The sequence below is a fragment of the Pantoea sp. SO10 genome, assembly GCF_005281435.1.
GTDB classification, from domain to species: Bacteria; Pseudomonadota; Gammaproteobacteria; order Enterobacterales; family Enterobacteriaceae; genus Pantoea; species Pantoea leporis.
On sequence record NZ_CP040095.1, the window covers coordinates 2,593,040 to 2,614,079 of the forward strand.

Here is a 21,040-nt window from a genome sequence, read left to right on the forward strand (position 1 = left end):
CCATTAGTTAAGCACCGATGAAACCAGCAGCTGCGTATACGGATGATGCGGATCGTCCAGCACCCGGTCGGTCAACCCGCTCTCCACCACGCGCCCCTGCTTCATCACCAGCAGGCGATGCGCCAGCAAACGCGCCACGCCGAGATCGTGCGTCACAATCACTACCGCCAGATTCAGCTCACGCACCAGCGTGCGCAGCAGATCCAGCAGGCGCGCCTGCACCGACACATCCAGCCCGCCGGTTGGCTCATCCATAAATACCAGCGTCGGCTGCGTCACCAGGTTGCGCGCAATCTGTAAACGCTGCTGCATGCCGCCGGAAAAGGTGGTGGGCAGATCGTCGATGCGGTTAGCGGGGATCTCCACATCCTGCAGCCAGCGCATCGCCTCTTGACGAATATCACCGTAATGCCGCTGGCCCACCGCCATCAGCCGCTCGCCGATGTTGCCGCCCGCCGTGACCTGCGGACGCAATCCATCCAGCGGATGCTGATGCACCACGCCCCATTCGGTGCGCAGCAAGCGGCGGCGATCGCTCTCGCTCAGCTGATAGAGATCCTGCGCGCGATAAAGAATGTTGCCCTGCTGCGGCGCTAAGCGTGCTGACAGGCTGCGCAGCAAGGTGGTTTTGCCCGATCCGGATTCCCCAACAATGCCTAACACTTCGCCGGGATAGAGTTCAAAACTCACCTCTTCAAACCCTTTGCCGGGCGCGTAAAGGTGCGTGAGATGGTTGACCGCAAGCAGCGGCTGTTCACTGTGCATGCTATTGTTCCTGCTGCTGGTGGCAAAAATCGGTATCGGAGCAGACAAACATGCGCGTACCGGCGTCATCCATCACCACCTCGTCGAGGTAGCTGTGGCGCGAACCGCACAGCGCGCAGGGTTCTTCCCACTGCTGCACGCTGAACGGGTGATCGTCGAAGTCGAGGCTTTCCACTTTGGTATACGGCGGCAGCGCATAGATGCGTTTCTCACGTCCGGCACCAAACAGCTGCAGCGCCGGCATCATGTGCATTTTGGGGTTGTCGAATTTGGGGATCGGCGACGGATCCATCACGTAGCGATCGTTGACCTTCACCGGATAGGCATAGGTGGTGGCGATATGGCCGTAGCGGGCGATATCTTCATACAGTTTCACCTGCATGATGCCGTACTCCTCCAGCGCGTGCATGGTGCGGGTTTCGGTTTCGCGCGGCTCGATAAAGCGCAGCGGCTCGGGGATCGGCACCTGGAAAATCAGGATTTGATCTTCTTCCAGCGGCGTTTCCGGAATGCGGTGACGCGTCTGGATCAGCGTGGCATCACGGGTCGCTTCGGTGGTGGCCGCGCCGCTGACGCGCTGGAAGAAGCGACGAATGGATACCGCGTTGGTGGTGTCATCCGCGCCCTGATCGATCACCTTCAGCACATCGGCATCGCCAATAATACTGGCGGTGATCTGAATGCCGCCGGTGCCCCAACCGTAAGGCATCGGCATTTCGCGTCCGGCGAACGGCACCTGATAACCGGGAATCGCCACTGCCTTCAGAATGGCGCGGCGGATGGTGCGTTTGGTCTGCTCATCCAGATAACCGTTGTTGTAGCCGGTTAACTCACTCATGGTTCTGCTCCTGATGCGGTTGGCGCAGTTGTTTCAGCAGCTCAAGCTCCGCCTGGAAATCGACGTAGTGCGGCAGTTTCAGATGCGAGACAAAGCCCGCAGCTTCGACGTTGTCGGCATGCGACAGCACAAACTCTTCGTCCTGCGCCGGGCCGGCAATACGTTCGTGGTACTCCGGCGCCTGCAACGCGCGATCCACCAGCGCCATCGCCATCGCTTTACGCTCGGAACGGCCAAACACCAGGCCGTAACCGCGCGTAAAGTGCGGCGCGCTGTCAGTTTCGGTGGTGAAGCCGTTCACCATCTCGCATTCGGTCAGCAGGATTTCGCCAATCTCAATCTCAAATCCCAACTCTTCCGGGCAGATTGACACGCTGAGATAACCGGTACGAATTTCACCGGCGAACGGATGGTTGCGGCCGTAGCCGCGCTGCGTCGAGTAGCCGAGCGCCAGCAGAAAACCTTCGTCGCCGCGCACCAGCTGTTGCAGCCGTGCGGCGCGCGTAGCCGGATAGCCTGGCGGTTCGCGGGTGATGTCGCACGGCTCGCTGCCGTCATCCTCTTCGCGTGCCGCCAATCCTTCCGCCGTCATCATGCTGAACACGTGCGGACAGCGTTGTGGCAGCGCCTGATCGTCGCGCGGCGCGGCGGGTGTTTCGCCATTTGCCAGCAGGGTGAAATCGAGCAGACGATGGCTGTAATCGTAGGTTGGGCCGAGCACCTGTCCGCCCGGCAAATCTTTGTAAACTGCTGAGATGCGGCGTTCGAGGCGCATCTCAGCGGTTGCCAGCGCCAGGCTATCAGCGAGGCGCGGCAGCGTGGTGCGATAGGCGCGCAGCAGGAAGATCGCTTCCACCAGATCGCCACTCGCCTGTTTAATTGCCAAAGCCGCCAGCTGCGGATCGTAGATGCCGCCTTCGGTCATCACGCGATCGACCGCTAAACCCAACTGTTGCGCCACCTGATCGCAACCCAATTCGGCGACCTCGCGATCGCCACGACGCAGATCGGCCTGCAGCTGATGGGCGCTGGCTATCGCCTTTTCGCCCCCTTTGACCGCAACGTACATCAGCACACCTCCACGTCGGTGGTGCGTGGCAGCGCCATCATCGCTTCACCGCAGGTGAAAATCAGATCGACGCCCTGTGGGAACGGATGTGGACGCTCGCGCAGATAGTGCAGAATCGCTTCCGGCAGCTGCGGCGCAACGGCGCGCGGTTCACGTAAGCCGGGACCGGAAAGACGCAGCGTTAAGCCACCGCTCAGTGACGGCACTTCCACAATCAGCGTGGTGCTTTTTTCCGGGGACATGTTGTCGCCAGAGGCGAACAGCGCCGGATCCGGATTGGCCGCCGCGTGCGTCAGCGCAAAAGGGGCATCGCGCTCATCGACAATCGGCACGCCGGTGTGGAAACGCAGGTTGCTGCGCACCACGTCATTATCGATGTGGCCATCCAGCCACAGCGCGCTCTCCTGATCGACCAGCGTCAGCAGCACCGCCGTGGCCGCCGGCGAGAGATCGCCCCAGCCCTGTTGCAGCGGCAGCGATACCATCACACCCGGCTCGCTCATCGCTTTCAGGATGCGGCGGAAAGCTCGTTGGGCATCGGCCACCGGATGGGTAAAACTTGCCAGTAAAGTCATCAGTTATCTCCGCGAACCAACGTAAAGAAATCCACTTTGGAGCTGGCGATTTCACGTGCGCGCAGCTGTCGCTGCTCTTCACGCAGAGCCGCCAGCGGGGCAATCAATTTTTCCTGCAACAGCGCCTGGGTTTCCGGCTGTTGCAGCAGCGCATCAATCAGCGCGCAGCGTTCGGCGTGCGCTTTGTCGCGCCCCAGCACGTAGCTAAAGCCGAGCGTGCCGTCGTGCAGCTTCACCACCGCGCGCGTCACCGTGGCATCGCCCATCACGAAGCGCTTGCCGCTGCCGCCCATGCGCGCCTGCAGGCGGGTTAAGCCGGTTTCTGCCAGACGGATGCGTTCAAAATCAGTATTGATATGTAACGGCTGCCAGTGCGCTTCAAGCTGGCTGGCTTCACTGTGCGCCAGCACCGAGAGCCAATGCTGGCGGGCGGTTTGCTGTGTCATTCGTGCTCCAGAGTCAGTTCAATCATGTCGCCACGCGTCAGGCTGACGGAGTATTCCGCTACCTGACCGTCGCTGTGTTTATTCAGGGTGCGCACACACAGCAGCGGCGACTGCAGCGCAATCTCCAGCTGCTTGCACTCTTTGGCTTGTGCACGACGCGTGCTGATGCGGGTTTGGCTGCGCGTCAGGCTCAGGCCAAGCTGCTGCTGCATAAAGTCGTGCAGTGAACCGCTGTGGAACTGTTGCAGCGCTGGCCACCAGCTGAGTTGCGCCAGGAAGTGGTTAATGACGCACACCGCCACGCCATTGACGCGGCGCAGCGTGCGCAAGTGGATAACGTTGTCGCCTTCGTTGACGCCCAGCGCGCTCGCCACATCGCTGCTCGCCGGACGCAGCACCGCCAGCAGACGCTCGCTGGTGGGATGGCTGCCCTGCTCCATCAGGTTCTGGCTGAAGCGCGCCTGCGCATGCAGCGGATAATCGTACGGCCGCATCAGTACCAAAATGCCCACGCCATGACGCCGTTGCAGCAGGCCTTTATTGACCAGCTCATCCACCGCGCGCCGCAAAGTGTGGCGATTCACTGCGTAGTGATCGGCCAGCTGCTGTTCAGAAGGCAGATAATCGCCGCAGCGATAGCGCTCCTGTAGCGCCAGCTCCAGTTGGGCGGCAACGGCCTGATAAACAGTGGTCGGATGTCTGGATATCTCCATCACGCTCAATACCTCATTCGCATTGGTTGAGGAACGCAGCGGGCTTGCTGCGGGATGGCGATTACATTGCGCATGTCAGATGACAGCGCCGTGACGGCTCAATGACGGGCGGATGAATTTGTTTTAGGGCAGCAGAATTGCAGCGAAACGGAGGGTGTTTTTAATAAATTATTTTTAACTGTTCCGTTTGTGACAGCATTCAAAAAATTAACGCTAATTTACATCACGCTTTCAGCTCCCTTACAGAATACAGCCTGCGGATGTTCTGCTAGGTTAAAGGATGAACCCTTCTTGTCAGGCCAACTTTTAAAATGATTAACGCAATAAAACTATCGGATGGTTTTCGCCGCAACTTTGTGCGTGAAGTTATTTTGCCGCTGCTGGCAATTTTGCTTCTGACCTTTGTCGGCGCGGGCGTGGGTCTGTTCTGGGGCACAGCGTTAAGCAATAACGAAGCGCGCGATCAGCAACAGCGCATGATCCAGGCTTCGTTTACCCAGAGCCTGACGGAACATCTGCGCCAGCTGCGCAGCCTGACGCGCTGGTCTCCGCTGGCCGATCAGCTGGCGTCGTCGCATCCCGATCAACGCTGGCTGACGCAAAATGTCGGCGGCTGGCTGTATGACATGTTTGATCACCAGCTGGTGGTGCTGCTGGACCGCGACAACCAGCTGATCAACGTGTGGCGCAATGGCCAGCCGGTGCCGGACAAACGCATCGGGCCTTATCTGCAGGACATGCTGAACAGTCCGCTGGTGCAAAACAGCGATGTGGTAGCCGGCCCCACCGATCACGCCGATTTCGTGCGCATCGGCCAACGCGCCGCCGCGCTGGCGGTGGGCGATATCAGCAGTACTAAACAGGCCGGGCGCTATCGTCTGGTGAGCATAAAGTTTCTCGACGATGGCTATCTGCGCAACCTCGCCGATCGCAGCCAGCTGCGTCAGTTGCATTTCAGCGACAGCGAGCCAGCGGGGAAAACCAAAGCGCGCTATATGCTGAATTCACAACAGGGCGAACCGGTCGGTTATCTCAGCTGGAATCCCGATAAGCCCGGCGCGCAGATGTTACGCACCCTCGGCCCTTCTACCTTGCTGTCGGTGATCCTGATTACCGTGCTGTGTTTGGTGATGGTGCGCCGCATCTGGACTTCGTCACTCAAGCTGTCGCAGTCGCTGCTGAAACTCGGTGCCAGTGAAGCGCAGGCGCAGCATCTGGCATTTCATGATGTGTTAACCGGTTTGCCCAATCGTTCCCTGGTGGAAGATCGCTTAACTCAGGCGCTGGCGCTGGCCGGACGCCACGATCAGCGCGTGGCGCTGCTGCTGCTGGATCTTGATCGCTTCAAAAATATCAATGATACCTACGGCCATCACGCCGGGGATGAGTTGATCATTGAGGTGGCGCGCCGCCTCAATGAGATTGTGCGCACCAGCGACACCGTGGGCCGCATTGGTGGCGACGAGTTCATCATCGTGATGCCGGAGGTGGAGAATATTGGTCAGGTGCAATCGCTGGCGAAACGCATTATCAGCCGCCTGAGCGAGCCGTATCAGCTGGTGGGCAGCGAGCTGTGGGTGGGCGTCAGCATCGGTCTGGCGCTGGCGCCAAAAGACGGCATTGATCGGCTGGAGCTGATGCGCAAAGCGGATATCGCGCTTTATGATGCCAAAAACCACGGACGCGGCCAGTATCGCCAGTTCGAAAAAGTGATGGATGAATCGCTGCGCACCCGTCAGCAGATGGCGGCGGATTTGCGTCAGGCGCTGGTGAAGTTTGACGGATTAGCGGTGTGGTATCAGCCGCTAATGGATATCAGCGGCCAGCAGGTGGTGGGCCTGGAGGCGCTGTTGCGCTGGCATCACGCCATGCGCGGCGACGTTGCACCGGGTGATTTCATCGCCATCGCCGAAGAGACCGGCATGATCATCCCGCTCGGCGAATGGGTGCTGCGCGAAGCCTGTAAAACGTCGCTCAAGCTGCCGGATATTGTGGTGGCGGTGAACGTCTCGCCGGTGCAGTTCCGCGCGGTGAATTTTGTTGAGCGCATCATCCATATCGTGCAGGAAGAAGGTGCCGATCCGCAGCGCATGGAGCTGGAGATCACCGAAGGCGTGCTGATTGAAGATGAACACGAGGCGCGCAACAGCATCATTGCGCTGCGCGAAGCCGGCTTCCGGATTGCGCTGGATGATTTTGGTACCGGCTATTCAAGCCTTAATTACCTCAGCAGCTTCCCGGTGGACAAAATCAAGATTGACCGTTCGTTTACTCAGTCGCTGGGCGTGGCGCAGAACTCTACCGCGATTGTGGAATCGGTGGTGCGGCTGGGTCACGCGATGGGCTTAACGGTGACCGCTGAAGGCGTGGAAACCGAAGGCCAAAAAAACGCGCTGGCCGAAGCCGGCTGTAATCAGCTGCAAGGCTATTTGTTTAGCCACGCGGTGCCGCTGGATGACATTTTAACCATGTTGCCGCCCGCTTCCCGCCCTTAACGCCGCCGCGCGGCCGCCGCCGACTGCCGCGCTTTTCTCGCTAACGCATTGAAAAGCCATATGCGCATCGGGACCATTCTCGTACCCTGATTAACGCGTTTAACCCACTCTCTCGTCTGTGCGCTTGCCAGGCAGGCGTCGATCCCTTCTTTTACTCTGTTAAGGAACCACAGATGAAAACACGCTATCCGGATTACACCCTCGACACCGACCGCGCGTCGCGTGAAAACGGCTCAACCGCCTATATCGCGCTCGATAATTCAACTTATGTGATTGAGCAAACCGCCACCAAATCCCTGAGCAGTTTCCCCGAAAGCCTCGTCAGTGACACACCGGTAAGCTACGCGCACCAGCCTTCGTCCTACGCTTACGGCGTAAAAGCGATCACCCCGGTTATTCGCTATGCCTGGGATGACGTTGGACAAGAGCAAGGCATGCTCGCCAGCGGCAACCGCACCGACGATGCCGCCCCGACTCTGCGCGGCACCGGCCCAGCGAACACTTACATGGACATTATGTTCACCAACGGCAGCGTAACCCGCTACAACGGCATCACCACCGACGCTGACGGTAACTGGAGCTGGACGCCACGCGCCGATTTGGCCGACGGCACCTGGACATTTACCGTCCAGGCCGACGGCCAGGAGACGTGGAGCAATGCGTTCACACTGGTCATCGACACCCCGGCGGCACCGGACGCGCTGATCACCCACATCTACGATAACGTGGGCAGCGAGCAAGGTGAGCGTTTCAGCGGCAGCATTACCGATGATGCGACGCCAACCCTGCACGGCACCGGACCGGCCAATACGCTGATCGATATCCTGTATACCGATGGCGGCAGGGTGCGCACCAACAGCACCTTCACCGACGATGAGGGCAACTGGAGCTGGACGCCCTGGCAGAATCTGAATGACGGCTACTGGACGTTCCAGGTGCAGGTTGAAGGCGCACCGAGCTGGAGCCAGAGCTTCGCGATCACCATTGATACGCCGGAAGGCCGTATCGCGCTGCGCGATGCCGAGATCACCCATATCACCGATAACGTCGGCAACGATCAGGGCGACCGCTTCAGCGGCAGCATCACCGACGACGCGCTGCCAACCCTGCACGGCACCGGTCCGGCGAATACGCTGATCGATATTTTGTATACCGATGGCGGCAAGGTGCGCACCAACAGCACATTCACGGACAGTGAAGGAAACTGGAGCTGGACGCCTTGGGCGGCACTGAAAGACGGCTATTGGACATTCCAGGTGCAGGTTGAGGATGCACCGAGCTGGAGCCAGAGCTTCGCGATCACCATTGATACCTCGGCGGATACGGCAAGCAGTGATGACGCGTTCAGCAACGGGTTTACGTCACTGAGTGTAGGCGACCTGTTATCGGTTGTTGATAGTGACATTTTGATTGATAACGGTAAAACGCAGTACATGCTGGACAACGACGCCAACAACGTGGTGAAGCTGGAGGATATTTTGTCCGGCAACGATATTGACGGCTGGCAACAGCAGCAAGGCACCCTCACCGTGGCGGGTGTTCAATACGATGTTTATCAGTACACGGATGAGACGGAATTACTGGTGCAACACGCCGTTTAATCAGCATTAAGTGAGAGCCGTATTAACCAAGCCATGCCGCCTTTGCAGCATGGCTTTTTTGTTTTTGGGCGGCGTTAAATGAAGTGCGCATGAGTCCGGTTTAATGCCGATCAATTAAGCGACGTAGCAAATCACCGCACCTTCCGTAGCGGCGCGATTCATCGCGCATGCTGACGGCCGCACCCCACCCCGCCCGGCACTGCGCCACTCCAGGAATTTTCCTCCTTTGCAGACGGTTCTTGATACGGGCCCGTTACGCGCTGCTCTACCATTCCCGCCGCCGTGCGATGTCGCGCTGACCGCGCCGCACCCCCTTTGACAACACAATTATGGACGATACCTATGAATGACTTATTAGCCCGCAGCCCGGTGTTCTATCGCGAAAGCGCCGACGGCAGACTGGTGTTCGGTAACAAAACCGCGCTGGAGCCCGGCGGCTTTATCGAGCTGGTGATTGGCACCGACACCTTCCGCGTCCCGGTGGACGACAAAGGCTTTTACCGCTGGGAGGCGCCGACGCCCTACGCCGACGGCGAGTACAGCTTCTCCATCCGCCACTTTGACGCCGCCGGCAACCGCAGCACGCCGACCCTCGGCACCGTGATTGTCGATACCAGCGCACCCGCCGCCCCTGAACTGCTGAACCTCTACGACGACCAGGGCGACAAAACCGGCAGCTTTGACGCAGGAAAAGCCACCGACGACAAACGCCCGACGCTGACCGGCATCGCGCAGAAAGGCAGCACCGTTTACCTGCTCAACGACAAAAATGAAAAAATCGGCAGCGCGGTGGCGGACAAGGTCACCGGCAAGTGGGTAATGGAGCCGGCGCAGGACTTAAAAGACGGCAGCAACAGCCTGCGCCTGATGGCCGAAGAGACCTTTGGTAAACAGTTGCGCGCCGGCACGCCATCTGCGCCGTTCAGCATCATCATCGGCAACGGCACCGCGCAGCTTGAAACCACCGCTGACGCGGCCGCCGCGCCAGTCAGCGACACCGCTCCTGCGGCCGCCGAACCGCTGGCCCGCAGCCAGACCTTCTACCGCGAAAGCGCCGATGGCAGACTGGCGTTCGGTAATAAAACCGCGCTGGAGCCCGGCGGCTTTATCGAGCTGGTGATTGGCACCGACACCTTCCGCATCCCGGTGGACGACAAAGGCTTTTACCGCTGGGAGGCGGCGACGCCCTACGCCGACGGCGAGTACAGCTTCTCCATCCGCCACTTTGACGCCGCCGGCAACCGCAGCACGCCGACCCTCGGCACCGTGATTGTCGACACCACCCCGCCATCCGCGCCGGACCTGATTAACCTTTACGACGACCAGGGCGCCGTGACCGGCAGCTTTGACGCCGGCAAAGCCACCGACGATAAACGCCCGACGCTGACCGGCATCGCGCAGAAAGGCAGCACCGTTTACCTGCTCAACGACAAAAATGAAAAAATCGGCAGCGCGGTGGCGGACAAGGTCACCGGCAAGTGGGTGATGGAGCCGTCTCAGGACCTGAACGACGGCGTTAACAGCCTCCGCCTGATGGCCGAAGAGACCTTCGGCGGCAAGCTGCGCGCCGGCGCGCCTTCTGAAGCGTTTGATATCGTGATTGGTGGCGACGACGTCAACGTCACCATCACCGACGCGCTTGACGACGCGGGCAGCTTTACCGGCTCGCTCGGCCACGGCGCGCTCACCGACGACGCCACCCCGACCCTGCGCGGCGAGGTCTTAGCCGCCAGCACCGTTATCGTTTACTACCGCCTCGCCGGCAGCCCGACCTGGGCCGGCAGCGCCACCGCCACCGTCAGCGGCGAGACCTGGAGCTGGACGCCGGGCAGCAACCTGCCCGACGGCCACTACGAGTTCCAGGCCAGCACCGGCGAGGTCGCCTCGGTGCTGTTCGAACTGGAAATCGCCGGCACGTCCGGCATCGCCCAGCGCACCCGCATTGAGTCCGTGACGGACGACTTTGGCCCCGTCACCGGCCCGCTGGCAAACGGCGCGATGACCGATGACGCCACGCCGACCTTCCAGGGCCGCGCGGAGGCCAACAGCCAGGTGGTGATCCGCTACACGCTGGCGGGCGGCGCGGCCGCCTCCGTCACGGTTAACGCCGACAGCACCGGCCACTGGCGCTGGACGCCGGGCAACGACCTGGCCAGCGGTCAGTGGACGTTTGACGTGAAGTCGCAGGGCCAGTCCGGCTGGAACGACAGCTTCACGCTGACCATCAACCCGGACGCCGACCGCAACGCCACCATTGACAGCGCGCTCGACAACGTCGGGCCGGTCACCGGCAGCCTGGCGAGCGGCGCCACCACCGACGACACCACGCCGACCCTGCGCGGCAGCGGCCCGGCGAACAGCGAGATTGCGCTGCGCTACAAGCTGGGCAACGGCGGCTACACCTCCATCAAAGTGAATGTGGACAGCAGCGGCCACTGGACGTGGACGCCGTCCGCGCTGGCGAAAGGCAGCTGGACCTTTGAGGTGCAGAAGCCCGGCCAGAGCGACTGGAGCAGCTTCACGCTCACCGTCGATCCCACCGTGGATCGCATCGCCACCATTAACGGCGCCTACGATGATTTTGGTGACGTGCAGGGGCTGGTAACTAACGGCGGCATCACCGACGACGCCACCCCAACCCTGACAGGCAGCGGCCCGGCGAACAGCGTAATTTCGCTGCGCTACAGGCTGGGTTCGGGCGAGTACGCCTCCACCACCGTGAACGTGGATGCGAACGGCAACTGGACGTGGACGCCGCCGCCGCTGGCCAACGGCAGCTGGACGTTTGAGGTGCAGCGTTCCGGCCAGAGTGGCTGGAAAAGCTATAAGCTGACCATCGATCCGACCGTAGACCGTAAACCGACCATCGACAGCGCCTGGGATGACGTGGGCCCCACCACCGGCCTCATCAACAACGGCGGCACCACCGACGACAGCACGCCAACCCTGCGCGGCACCGGTCCGGCCAACAGCACCATACTGCTGCGATACGCCCGCCTGACCAGCGTGTATGAAGGCACCATTAAAGTGGACGCCAGCGGTAACTGGACCTGGACCGCGCCACAGCTGGAGGACGGCAACTGGATCTTTGAGGTGAAAAAAGAGGGGCAATATGAGTGGAGCCGCTATGAGCTGACCGTTGACTCCAGCGCCGACCGCTACCCGACCATCGACAGCGCGCTGGACAACGCCGGCCCGGTGACCGGAAGCCTGGCGAGCGGCAGCAGCACCGACGACAGCACGCCAACCCTGCGCGGCAGCGGCCCGGCGAACAGCACCATCACGCTGCGCTATAAGCTGGGTTCGGGCGAGTACGCCTCTACCACCGTGAACGTGGACAATGCAGGCCACTGGACGTGGACGCCGTCCGCGCTGGCGAAAGGCAACTGGACCTTTGAGGTGCAGAACGCCGGCCAGAGCGGCTGGAACAGCTTCACGCTGACCATCGATCCGGACCTGGACCGCTACCCGACCATCGACAGCGCCTGGGACGACTTCGGGCCGGTGACCGGCAGCCTGAGCAGCGGCAGCAGCACCGACGACACCACGCCAACCCTGCGCGGCAGCGGCGCGGCGAACGGCGAGATTACGCTGCGCTATAAGCTCGGCAACGGCGGCTACACCTACATCACGGTGAACGTGGACAGCAGCGGCCACTGGACGTGGACGCCGTCCGCGCTGGCGAAAGGCAGCTGGACCTTTGAGGTGCAGAAAACCGGCCAGAGCGACTGGAGCAGCTTTACGCTCACCGTCGATCCCACGCTGGACCGCAACGCGACCATTAACAGCGCCTACGATGATTTTGGAACCGTTAAGGGCATTATCGCTAACGGCGGCATCACCGACGACGCCACCCCAACCCTGAACGGCAGCGGCCCGGCGAACAGCGTGATTTCGCTGCGCTACAGGCTGGGTTCGGGCGAGTACGCCTCCACCACCGTGAACGTGGATGCGAACGGCAACTGGACCTGGACGCCGTCCGCGCTGGCCAGCGGCAAATGGACCTTTGAGGTGCAGAAACCCGGCCAGAGCGGCTGGAGCAGCTTCACGCTGACCATCGATCCGACCGTCGACCGTAAACCGACCATCGACAGCGCCTGGGATGACGTGGGCCCCACCACCGGCCTCGTTAATAACGGCGGCACCACCGACGACAGCACGCCAACCCTGCGCGGTACCGGCCCGGCCAACAGCACCATTCTGCTGCGCTATTTCCGCCTGGCCACCATGTTTGAAGGCACCATTAAAGTGGACGCCAGCGGCAACTGGACGTGGACCGCGCCACAGCTGGAGGACGGCAACTGGACCTTTGAGGTGAAAAAAGAGGGGCAGTCGCAGTGGAGCAGCTATGAGCTGACCATTGACTCTGATGCCGATCGCTACCCGACCATTGACAGCGCGCTGGACAACGCCGGCCCGGTGACCGGCAGCCTGAGCAGCGGCAGCAGCACCGACGACACCACGCCGACCCTGCGCGGCAGCGGCCCGGCGAACAGCACCATCACGCTGCGCTACAAGCTGGGTTCGGGCGAGTACGCCTCTACCACGGTGAACGTGGACAGTGCAGGCAAGTGGACGTGGACCCCGTCCGCGCTCGCCAAAGGCAACTGGACCTTTGAGGTACAGAAGGCCGGCCAGAGCGGCTGGAGCAGCTTCACGCTGACCGTCGATCCGGCGCTGGACCTGAAGCCAACCATCGACAGCGCCTGGGACGATTTTGGCGCGGTCACCGGCAGCCTGAACAGCGGTGACAGCACCGACGACAGCACGCCGACCCTGCGCGGCAAGGGCGTGGCCGGCAGCGTGATTTACTTCCAGAGCGGCACGGCGGGCGGCTCGTGGTACGACGTCGGCAGCACCGTGGTGAAGGCCGACGGCAGCTGGGAGTGGACCTCGCCGGCGCTGAGCAGAAACGGCACCTGGGAGTTCCGCGCCAAAGCCAGCCACGGCGGCGTCGACAGCACCTGGACCGGCAAGTTCGTCCTCATCTACACCGCCGCGGAGGCGCCGGCCATCACCGACGCGCTGGACAACGCCGGCCCGGTGACCGGCAGCCTGGCGAGCGGCGGCAGCACCGACGACAGTACGCCAACCCTGCGCGGCAGCGGCCCGGCGAACAGCACCATCACGCTGCGCTACAAAACGGACGGCGGCAGCTACGCCTCCACCACGGTGAACGTGGACAGTGCAGGCCACTGGACGTGGACGCCGTCCGCGCTGGCGAAGGGTAGCTGGACCTTTGAGGTGCAGAACGCCGGCCAGAGCGGCTGGAACAGCTTCACGCTGACCATCGACCCGGACCTGGACCGCTATCCGACCATCGACAGCGCCTGGGACGACTTCGGGCCGGTGACCGGCAGCCTGAGCAGCGGCAGCAGCACCGACGACAGCACGCCGACCCTGCGCGGCAGCGGCCCGGCGAACGGCGAGATTACGCTGCGCTACAAGCTGGGTTCGGGCGAGTACGCCTCCACCACGGTGAACGTGGACAATTCAGGCCACTGGACGTGGACGCCCTCCGCGCTCGCCAAAGGCAGCTGGACCTTCGAGGTGCAGAAGCCCGGCCAGAGCGGCTGGAGCAGCTTCACGCTCACCGTCGATCCGGCGCTGGACCTGAAGCCGAGCATCGACAGCGGCTGGGACGATTTCGGCGCGGTCACCGGCAGCCTGAAGAGCGGTGACGCCACCGACGACAGCACGCCGACCCTGCGCGGCAAGGGCGTGGCCGGCAGCGTGATTTACTTCCAGAGCGGCACGTGGGACGGCGCGTGGGAAAACGCGGGCAGCACCGTGGTGAAAGCCGACGGCAGCTGGGAGTGGACCTCGCCGGCGCTGAGCCACAGCACCACCTGGGAGTTCCGGGCGTTAGCCAGACTCGACGGCGCTGAGAGCGACTGGAGCGGGAAGTTTGTGCTGGAGTACAACAACCCGGCGCCGACCATTACCGACGCGTTTGATGATTTTGGTGCCGAAACCGGCAACCTCGCCAGCGGTGATACCACCGATGACAGCACGCCAACCCTGCGCGGCACTGCGCCGGCCGACAGCGTAGTGATGATCCGTGCGCAGCATGCGTCGGGTGAGACAACTTACAGCGTGAAGGCGGATGCGGATGGTAAGTGGAGCTGGACGCCGGATAAAGGACTGGCGAAAGGAGACTGGGATTTCCAGGTAAAAAACTCTGCAATGGATAACTGGGGAGATACTTTTAAATTAAATGTTTCGCAAGGTTATCCTGAGGGAGCAGGTATTCTCAATTTTGAAGAGTTACCATTAGGTTCAATTAAAGACGGAAAAAAATTTGCTTTCTTCAATCAACTTTCGTTTAATTTTTATCGGGCCTCTGGCTTTGGTATACCTAATCGCTCAGAAATTGGTAAAATAGTTAAAACACCAGACGAAGCGCCGGATAATTTCGGCAAGCAATCCTTAATCTTTTATAAGCCTTGGATGCTTGAAATTGGTAGATCAGATATAAATAATGATATAAAAGAGGCTGGAGCAACTATATGGAATAATGGCACAGAAGATGCTGAATTTGTTTTACTTTATGGTTCGACAATAGAAGTAGATAGAATACTTGTTAAAGCTGGCGAATCATATTTCTTTAACCTTTCAGATTATGGCCTTGATAATGTTGATAGGGTAGTTATAAAAACTATTAAATTCTCGGAAAACATATATATAGACAACATTTATGGCACGCTACAAAAAATGAATGTCTTAAATGACACTGAAGATGGAGTTAATTCAATTCTACACAAACTCGACGGCGTCGACGCATTAACCGAACACCCCATCACCGGCAGTGAAATGCAAATTGATACCCTGCAATTAACCGGTAAAGATCAGCTGCTCGATTTATCTCAACATCAGGCAGAGATTCAATCGGTGGAGATATTTGATATTCGCGGCAGCGGGGATAATACGCTGAAAATCGATCTTGATGCGCTGCTGCATTACGGCGAAAAAGATCTGTTTATCGAAGACGGTAAAACTCAGCTGATGGTGAATGGCGGTGCTGGCGACGTGGTGCAGCTGAAAGATATTCTGCCGGAAGGTAGCGATATCAGCGAATGGCAGCATCAGCAGGGCACGGTGACGGTTGCGGGCGTGGAGTATGAGGTTTACAGCCACGGCGATGACGCGGAACTGCTGGTGCAGCAGGGGGTGAAAACCGAGCTGATTTAACGGTTAGATCGTTGCAGGTTTGTCTGGAAAGCCACCGAAATTCGGTGGCTTTTTTTTGCTGTTTATCAGCACGTTCAGGGGTTTGGGCATTGTGCCCCGCCCGGCGCTGCGCCACTCCAGGAATTTTCCTCCTTTGCAGACGGTTCTTGATACGGGCCCGTTACGCGCTGCTCTACCATTCCCGCCGCTGTGCGATGTCGCGTTGACCGCGCCGCACCACCTTTGACAACACATTAAGGACAATACCTATGAATGACTTACTAGCCCGCAGCCCGGTGTTCTATCGCGAAAGCGCCGACGGCAGACTGGTGTTCGGTAATAAAACCGCGCTCGAGCCCGGCGGCTTTATCGAGCTGGTGATTGGCACCGACACCTTCCGCGTCCCGGTGGACGACAAAGGCTTTTACCGCTGGGAGGCGCCGACGCCCTACGCCGACGGCGAGTACAGCTTCTCCATCCGCCACTTTGACGCCGCCGGCAACCGCAGCACGCCGACCCTCGGCACCGTGATTGTCGACACCACCCCGCCGGCCGCGCCGGACCTGATTAACCTTTACGACGACCAGGGCGCCGTGACCGGCAGCTTCGACGCCGGCAAAGCCACCGACGATAAACGCCCGACGCTGACCGGCATCGCGCAGAAAGGCAGCACCGTTTACCTGCTCAACGACAAAAATGAAAAAATCGGCAGCGCGGTGGCGGACAAGGTCACCGGCAAGTGGGTGATGGAGCCGGCGCAGGACCTGAAAGACGGCGTTAACAGCCTGCGCCTGATGGCCGAAGAGACCTTCGGCGGAAAGCTGCGCGCCGGCGCGCCTTCTCAGGCCTTTGACATCGTGATTGCCGGCGAGGACGTTAAAGTCACCATCACCGACGCGCTTGACGACGCGGGCAGCTTCACCGGCTCGCTCGGCCACGGCGCGCTCACCGACGACGCCACCCCGACCCTGCGCGGCGAGGTCTCCGCAGGCAGCACCGTTATCGTCTATTACCGCCTCGCCGGCAGCCCGACCTGGGCCGGCAGCGCCACCGCCACCGTCAGCGGCGACAGCTGGAGCTGGACGCCGGGCAGCAACCTGCCCGACGGCCGCTATGAGTTCCAGGCCAGCACCGGCGAGGTCGCCTCGGTGCTGTTCGAGCTGGAAATCGCCGGCACCGCCGGCATCGCCCAGCGCACCCGCATTGAGTCCGTGACGGACGACTTCGGCCCCGTTACCGGCCCGCTGGCTAACGGCGCGATGACCGATGACGCCACGCCAACCTTCCAGGGCCGCGCGGAGGCCAACAGCCAGGTGGTGATTCGCTACACGCTGGCGGGCGGCGCGGCCGCCTCCGTCACGGTTAACGCCGACAGCACCGGCCACTGGCGCTGGACGCCGGGCGTCAGCCTGGCCACCGGTCAGTGGACGTTTGACGTGAAGTCGCAGGGCCAGTCCGGCTGGAACGACAGCTTCACGCTGACCATCAACCCGGACGCCGACCGCAACGCCACCATCGACAGCGCGCTCGACAACGTCGGCCCGGTGACCGGCAGCCTGGCTAGCGGCAGCAGCACCGACGACACCACGCCAACCCTGCGCGGCAGCGGCCCGGCGAACAGCGAGATTACGCTGCGCTATAAGCTCGGCAACGGCGGCTACACCTACATCACGGTGAACGTGGACAGCAGCGGCCACTGGACCTGGACGCCGTCCGCGCTGGCGAAAGGTAGCTGGACCTTTGAGGTGCAGAAAACCGGCCAGAGCGACTGGAGCAGCTTTACGCTCACCGTCGATCCCACGCTGGACCGCAACGCGACCATTAACAGCGCCTACGATGATTTTGGAACCGTTAAGGGCATTATCGCTAACGGCGGCATCACCGACGACGCCACCCCAACCCTGAACGGCAGCGGCCCGGCGAACAGCGTGATTTCGCTGCGCTACAGGCTGGGTTCGGGCGAGTACGCCTCTACCACGGTAAACGTGGATGCGAACGGCAACTGGACCTGGACGCCGTCCGCGCTGGCCAGCGGCAAATGGACCTTTGAGGTGCAGAAGCCCGGCCAGAGCGGCTGGAGCAGCTTCACGCTGACCATCGACCCGACCGTGGACCGTAAACCGACCATCGACAGCGCCTGGGATGACGTGGGCCCCACCACCGGCCTCGTTAATAACGGCGGTACCACCGATGACAGCACGCCAACCCTGCGCGGCACCGGCCCGGCCAACAGCACCATTCTGCTGCGCTACTTCCGCCTGGCCACCATGTTTGAAGGCACCATTAAAGTGGACGCCAGCGGCAACTGGACGTGGACCGCGCCACAGCTGGAGGACGGCAACTGGACCTTTGAGGTGAAAAAAGAGGGGCAGTCGCAGTGGAGCAGCTATGAGCTGACCATTGACTCTGATGCCGATCGCTACCCGACCATCGACAGCGCGCTGGACAACGCCGGCCCGGTGACCGGCAGCCTGAGCAGCGGCAGCAGTACCGACGACACCACGCCAACCCTGCGCGGCAGCGGCGCGGCCAACAGCACCATTACGCTGCGCTATAAGCTGGGTTCGGGCGAGTACGCCTCCACCACCGTAAACGTGGACAATGCAGGCCACTGGACGTGGACCCCGTCCGCGCTGGCGAAAGGCAGCTGGACCTTCGAGGTGCAGAAGGCCGGCCAGAGCGGCTGGAGCAGCTTCACGCTGACCATCGATCCGGCGCTGGACCTGAAGCCGAGCATCGACAGCGCCTGGGACGATTTTGGCGCGGTCACCGGCAGCCTGAAGAGCGGTGACGCCACCGACGACAGCACGCCGACCCTGCGCGGCAAGGGCGTGGCCGGCAGCGTGATTTACTTCCAGAGCGGCACGGCGGGCGGCTCGTGGTACGACGTCGGCAGCACCGTGGTGAAGGCCGACGGCAGCTGGGAGTGGACCTCGCCGGCGCTGAGCAGAAACGGCACCTGGGAGTTCCGCGCCAAAGCCAGCCACGGCGGCGTCGACAGCACCTGGACCGGCAAGTTCATCCTCAAATACACCGCCGCAGAGGCGCCGGCCATCACCGACGCGCTGGACAACGCCGGCCCGGTGACCGGCAGCCTGAGCAGCGGCAGCAGCACCGACGACACCACGCCAACCCTGCGCGGCAGTGGCCCGGCGAACAGCATCATCACGCTGCGCTACAAAACGGACGGCGGCAGCTACGCCTCCACCACCGTGAGCGTGGACAGCACCGGCCACTGGACGTGGACGCCGTCCGCGCTGGCGAAGGGCAGCTGGACCTTTGAGGTGCAGAACGCCGGCCAGAGCGGCTGGAACAGCTTCACGCTGACCATCGACCCGGACCTGGACCGCAACCCGACCATCGACAGCGCGCTGGACAACGCCGGCCCGGTGACCGGAAGCCTGGCGAGCGGCGCCAGCACCGACGACACCACGCCAACCCTGCGCGGCAGCGGCGCGGCGAACAGCACCATTACGCTGCGCTATAAGCTGGGTTCGGGCGAGTACGCCTCTACCACGGTGAACGTGGACAGTGCAGGCAAGTGGACGTGGACGCCGTCCGCGCTGGCGAAAGGCAGCTGGACCTTTGAGGTGCAGAAGCCCGGCCAGAGCGGCTGGAGCAGCTTCCAGCTCACCGTCGATCCGGCGCTGGACCTGAAGCCAACTATTGACAGCGCCTGGGACGACGTCGGCGCGGTGACCGGCAGCCTGAAGAGCGGTGACACCACCGACGACAGCACGCCGACCCTGCGCGGGCGCGGCGTGGCCGGCAGCGTGATTTACTTCCAGAGCGGTACGTGGGACGGCGCGTGGGAAAACGCGGGGAGCACCGTGGTGAAAGCCGACGGCAGCTGGGAGTGGACCTCGCCGGCGCTCAGCCAAAACACCACCTGGGAGTTCCGCGCGATGGCCAGACTCGACGGCGCTGAGAGCGACTGGAGCGGCAAATTTGTGCTGGAGTACAACAACCCGGCGCCGACCATTACCGACGCGTTTGATGATTTTGGTGCCGAAACCGGCAACCTCGCCAGCGGTGATACCACCGATGACCAGACGCCAACCCTGCGCGGCACCGCGCCGGCGGACAGCGTGGTGATGATCCGTGCGCAGTATGCGTCGGGTGAGACAACTTACAGCGTGAAGGCGGATGCGGATGGTAAGTGGAGCTGGACGCCGGAGAAAGGCCTGGCAAAAGGGGAATGGAATTTCCAGGTTAAGCAATTCGAAGCGGAGAATTGGGGCGAATCGTTTGAGCTGAATATTACTAAAGAATATTCAGGAAACTGGGGAGTATTGGATTTTGAAAATTTGGCGGGGCGCGAATTCAAATTTGGCAATGAAATCAGATTTAATGATAATTCAAGATTAGCATTCGTAAGTAATGGTGACTTGGTATTTAATGGCAAAGTAGTTAAAACACCTGACAACGCCCCCGATGGCTGGAGTAATCAGTGCCTCAATCTTTTGACATCAGGAGGTTTTGGTATTTGGACTGCGGTGACTGGTTGGGGGAGATCGAGTACATTTTCGGAATTAGGATGTAATATCTGGAATCGTGGTAGTAAAGATGCTACGTTTTCATTTACCTATCTTTACCCTAACGACTCAACTCCCAGACAGTATACATTTGTAGTTAAGGCTGGAGAATTATTGTCATTCGATAGCACAGATTACACAGGTATAGGCATTCCTAATTTCTGGACTTGTAAGTTAACTCTTGATAATTATATTGATGGAATTTACATTGATAATATATATTCTGTTGAAGAAGACATTGTAACCCGTCCACTTATTTCTGAAGAACCCGAAAACATCGTCCATTTCCTCGACGGCGTCGATAAATTAACCGAACACGCTATCACCGGCAGTGAAACGCAGGTTGATACCCTGCAATTAACCGGTAAAGATCAGCTGCTCGATTTATCTCAGCATCAAGCTGAGATTCAATCGGTGGAGATATTTGATATTCGCGGCAGCGGTGATAATACGCTGAAAATCGATCTGGATGCGCTGCTGCATTACGGCGAAAAAGATTTGTTTATCGAAGACGGTAAAACCCAGCTGATGGTGAACGGCGATGCCGGCGATGTGGTGCAGCTGAAAGATATTCTGCCGGAAGGCAGCGATATCAGCGAGTGGCAGCATCAGCAAGGTACCGTAACGGTCGCGGGCGTGGAGTATGAGGTTTACAGCCACGGCGATGACGCGGAACTGCTGGTGCAGCAGGGGGTGAAAACCGAGCTGATTTAACGGGTAGATCCTCTATCATCTGTCTGGAAAGCCACCGAAATTCGGTGGCTTTTTTTTGCTGTTTATCAGCACGTTTAGGGGTTTTGGCATTGTCCCCGGGCTGGGATTGCGCGATAAAT

General features: G+C 60.6%; 10 protein-coding genes. 4 read left to right on the top strand and 6 right to left on the bottom strand.

Going from position 1 to position 21,040, the window contains the following annotated elements; all coding sequences use genetic code 11:
• Positions 1-3: 3 nt before the first annotated feature.
• From phnK to phnF, 6 genes are read right to left on the bottom strand one after another with little or no spacing between them, the layout of a single operon-like run.
• Positions 4-765: a phosphonate C-P lyase system protein PhnK gene (gene phnK, locus FCN45_RS12100; RefSeq protein ID WP_101762819.1), complete on the bottom strand. Its 762-nt coding sequence runs from the start codon at positions 763-765 to the stop codon at positions 4-6.
• Position 766: 1 nt separating this feature from the next.
• A complete protein-coding gene (locus FCN45_RS12105; RefSeq protein WP_137386067.1) occupies positions 767-1,603 on the bottom strand; it encodes an alpha-D-ribose 1-methylphosphonate 5-phosphate C-P-lyase PhnJ in 837 nt (278 codons plus the stop codon).
• Complete coding sequence (locus FCN45_RS12110) at positions 1,596-2,672, bottom strand: carbon-phosphorus lyase complex subunit PhnI (RefSeq protein WP_137386068.1); 1,077 nt, start codon at positions 2,670-2,672, stop codon at positions 1,596-1,598. Before FCN45_RS12110 ends, FCN45_RS12105 begins: the two co-directional genes overlap by 8 nt.
• On the bottom strand, positions 2,672-3,247 hold the full coding sequence (gene phnH / locus FCN45_RS12115) for a phosphonate C-P lyase system protein PhnH (RefSeq protein ID WP_137386069.1): 576 nt from the start codon (positions 3,245-3,247) through the stop codon (positions 2,672-2,674). Before phnH ends, FCN45_RS12110 begins: the two co-directional genes overlap by 1 nt.
• Positions 3,247-3,693, bottom strand: coding sequence for a phosphonate C-P lyase system protein PhnG (gene phnG / locus FCN45_RS12120; protein ID WP_137386070.1), 447 nt, complete (start codon positions 3,691-3,693; stop codon positions 3,247-3,249). The genes phnH and phnG overlap by 1 nt, the downstream gene beginning before the upstream one ends.
• Entirely contained in the window at positions 3,690-4,406 is a 717-nt protein-coding gene (gene phnF, locus FCN45_RS12125) for a phosphonate metabolism transcriptional regulator PhnF (RefSeq protein WP_137386071.1), read from the bottom strand. Before phnF ends, phnG begins: the two co-directional genes overlap by 4 nt.
• Positions 4,407-4,717: 311 nt before the next feature.
• Here phnF and FCN45_RS12130 point away from each other — a divergent pair, with 311 nt between their 5' ends.
• The 4 genes from FCN45_RS12130 (at position 4,718) to FCN45_RS12145 (ending at position 20,921) form a co-directional block, all read left to right on the top strand.
• Positions 4,718-6,901, top strand: coding sequence for an EAL domain-containing protein (locus FCN45_RS12130; RefSeq protein WP_137386072.1), 2,184 nt, complete (start codon positions 4,718-4,720; stop codon positions 6,899-6,901).
• Positions 6,902-7,074: 173 nt separating this feature from the next.
• Positions 7,075-8,502, top strand: coding sequence for an Ig-like domain-containing protein (locus FCN45_RS12135; protein WP_137386073.1), 1,428 nt, complete (start codon positions 7,075-7,077; stop codon positions 8,500-8,502).
• Between the two features lie 342 nt (positions 8,503-8,844).
• Positions 8,845-15,693, top strand: a complete 6,849-nt coding sequence (locus FCN45_RS12140) for an Ig-like domain-containing protein (protein WP_137386074.1) — start codon at positions 8,845-8,847, stop codon at positions 15,691-15,693.
• A 248-nt stretch (positions 15,694-15,941) separates the two neighbouring features.
• Entirely contained in the window at positions 15,942-20,921 is a 4,980-nt protein-coding gene (locus FCN45_RS12145) for an Ig-like domain-containing protein (RefSeq protein ID WP_137386075.1), read from the top strand.
• Positions 20,922-21,040 lie beyond the last annotated feature (119 nt).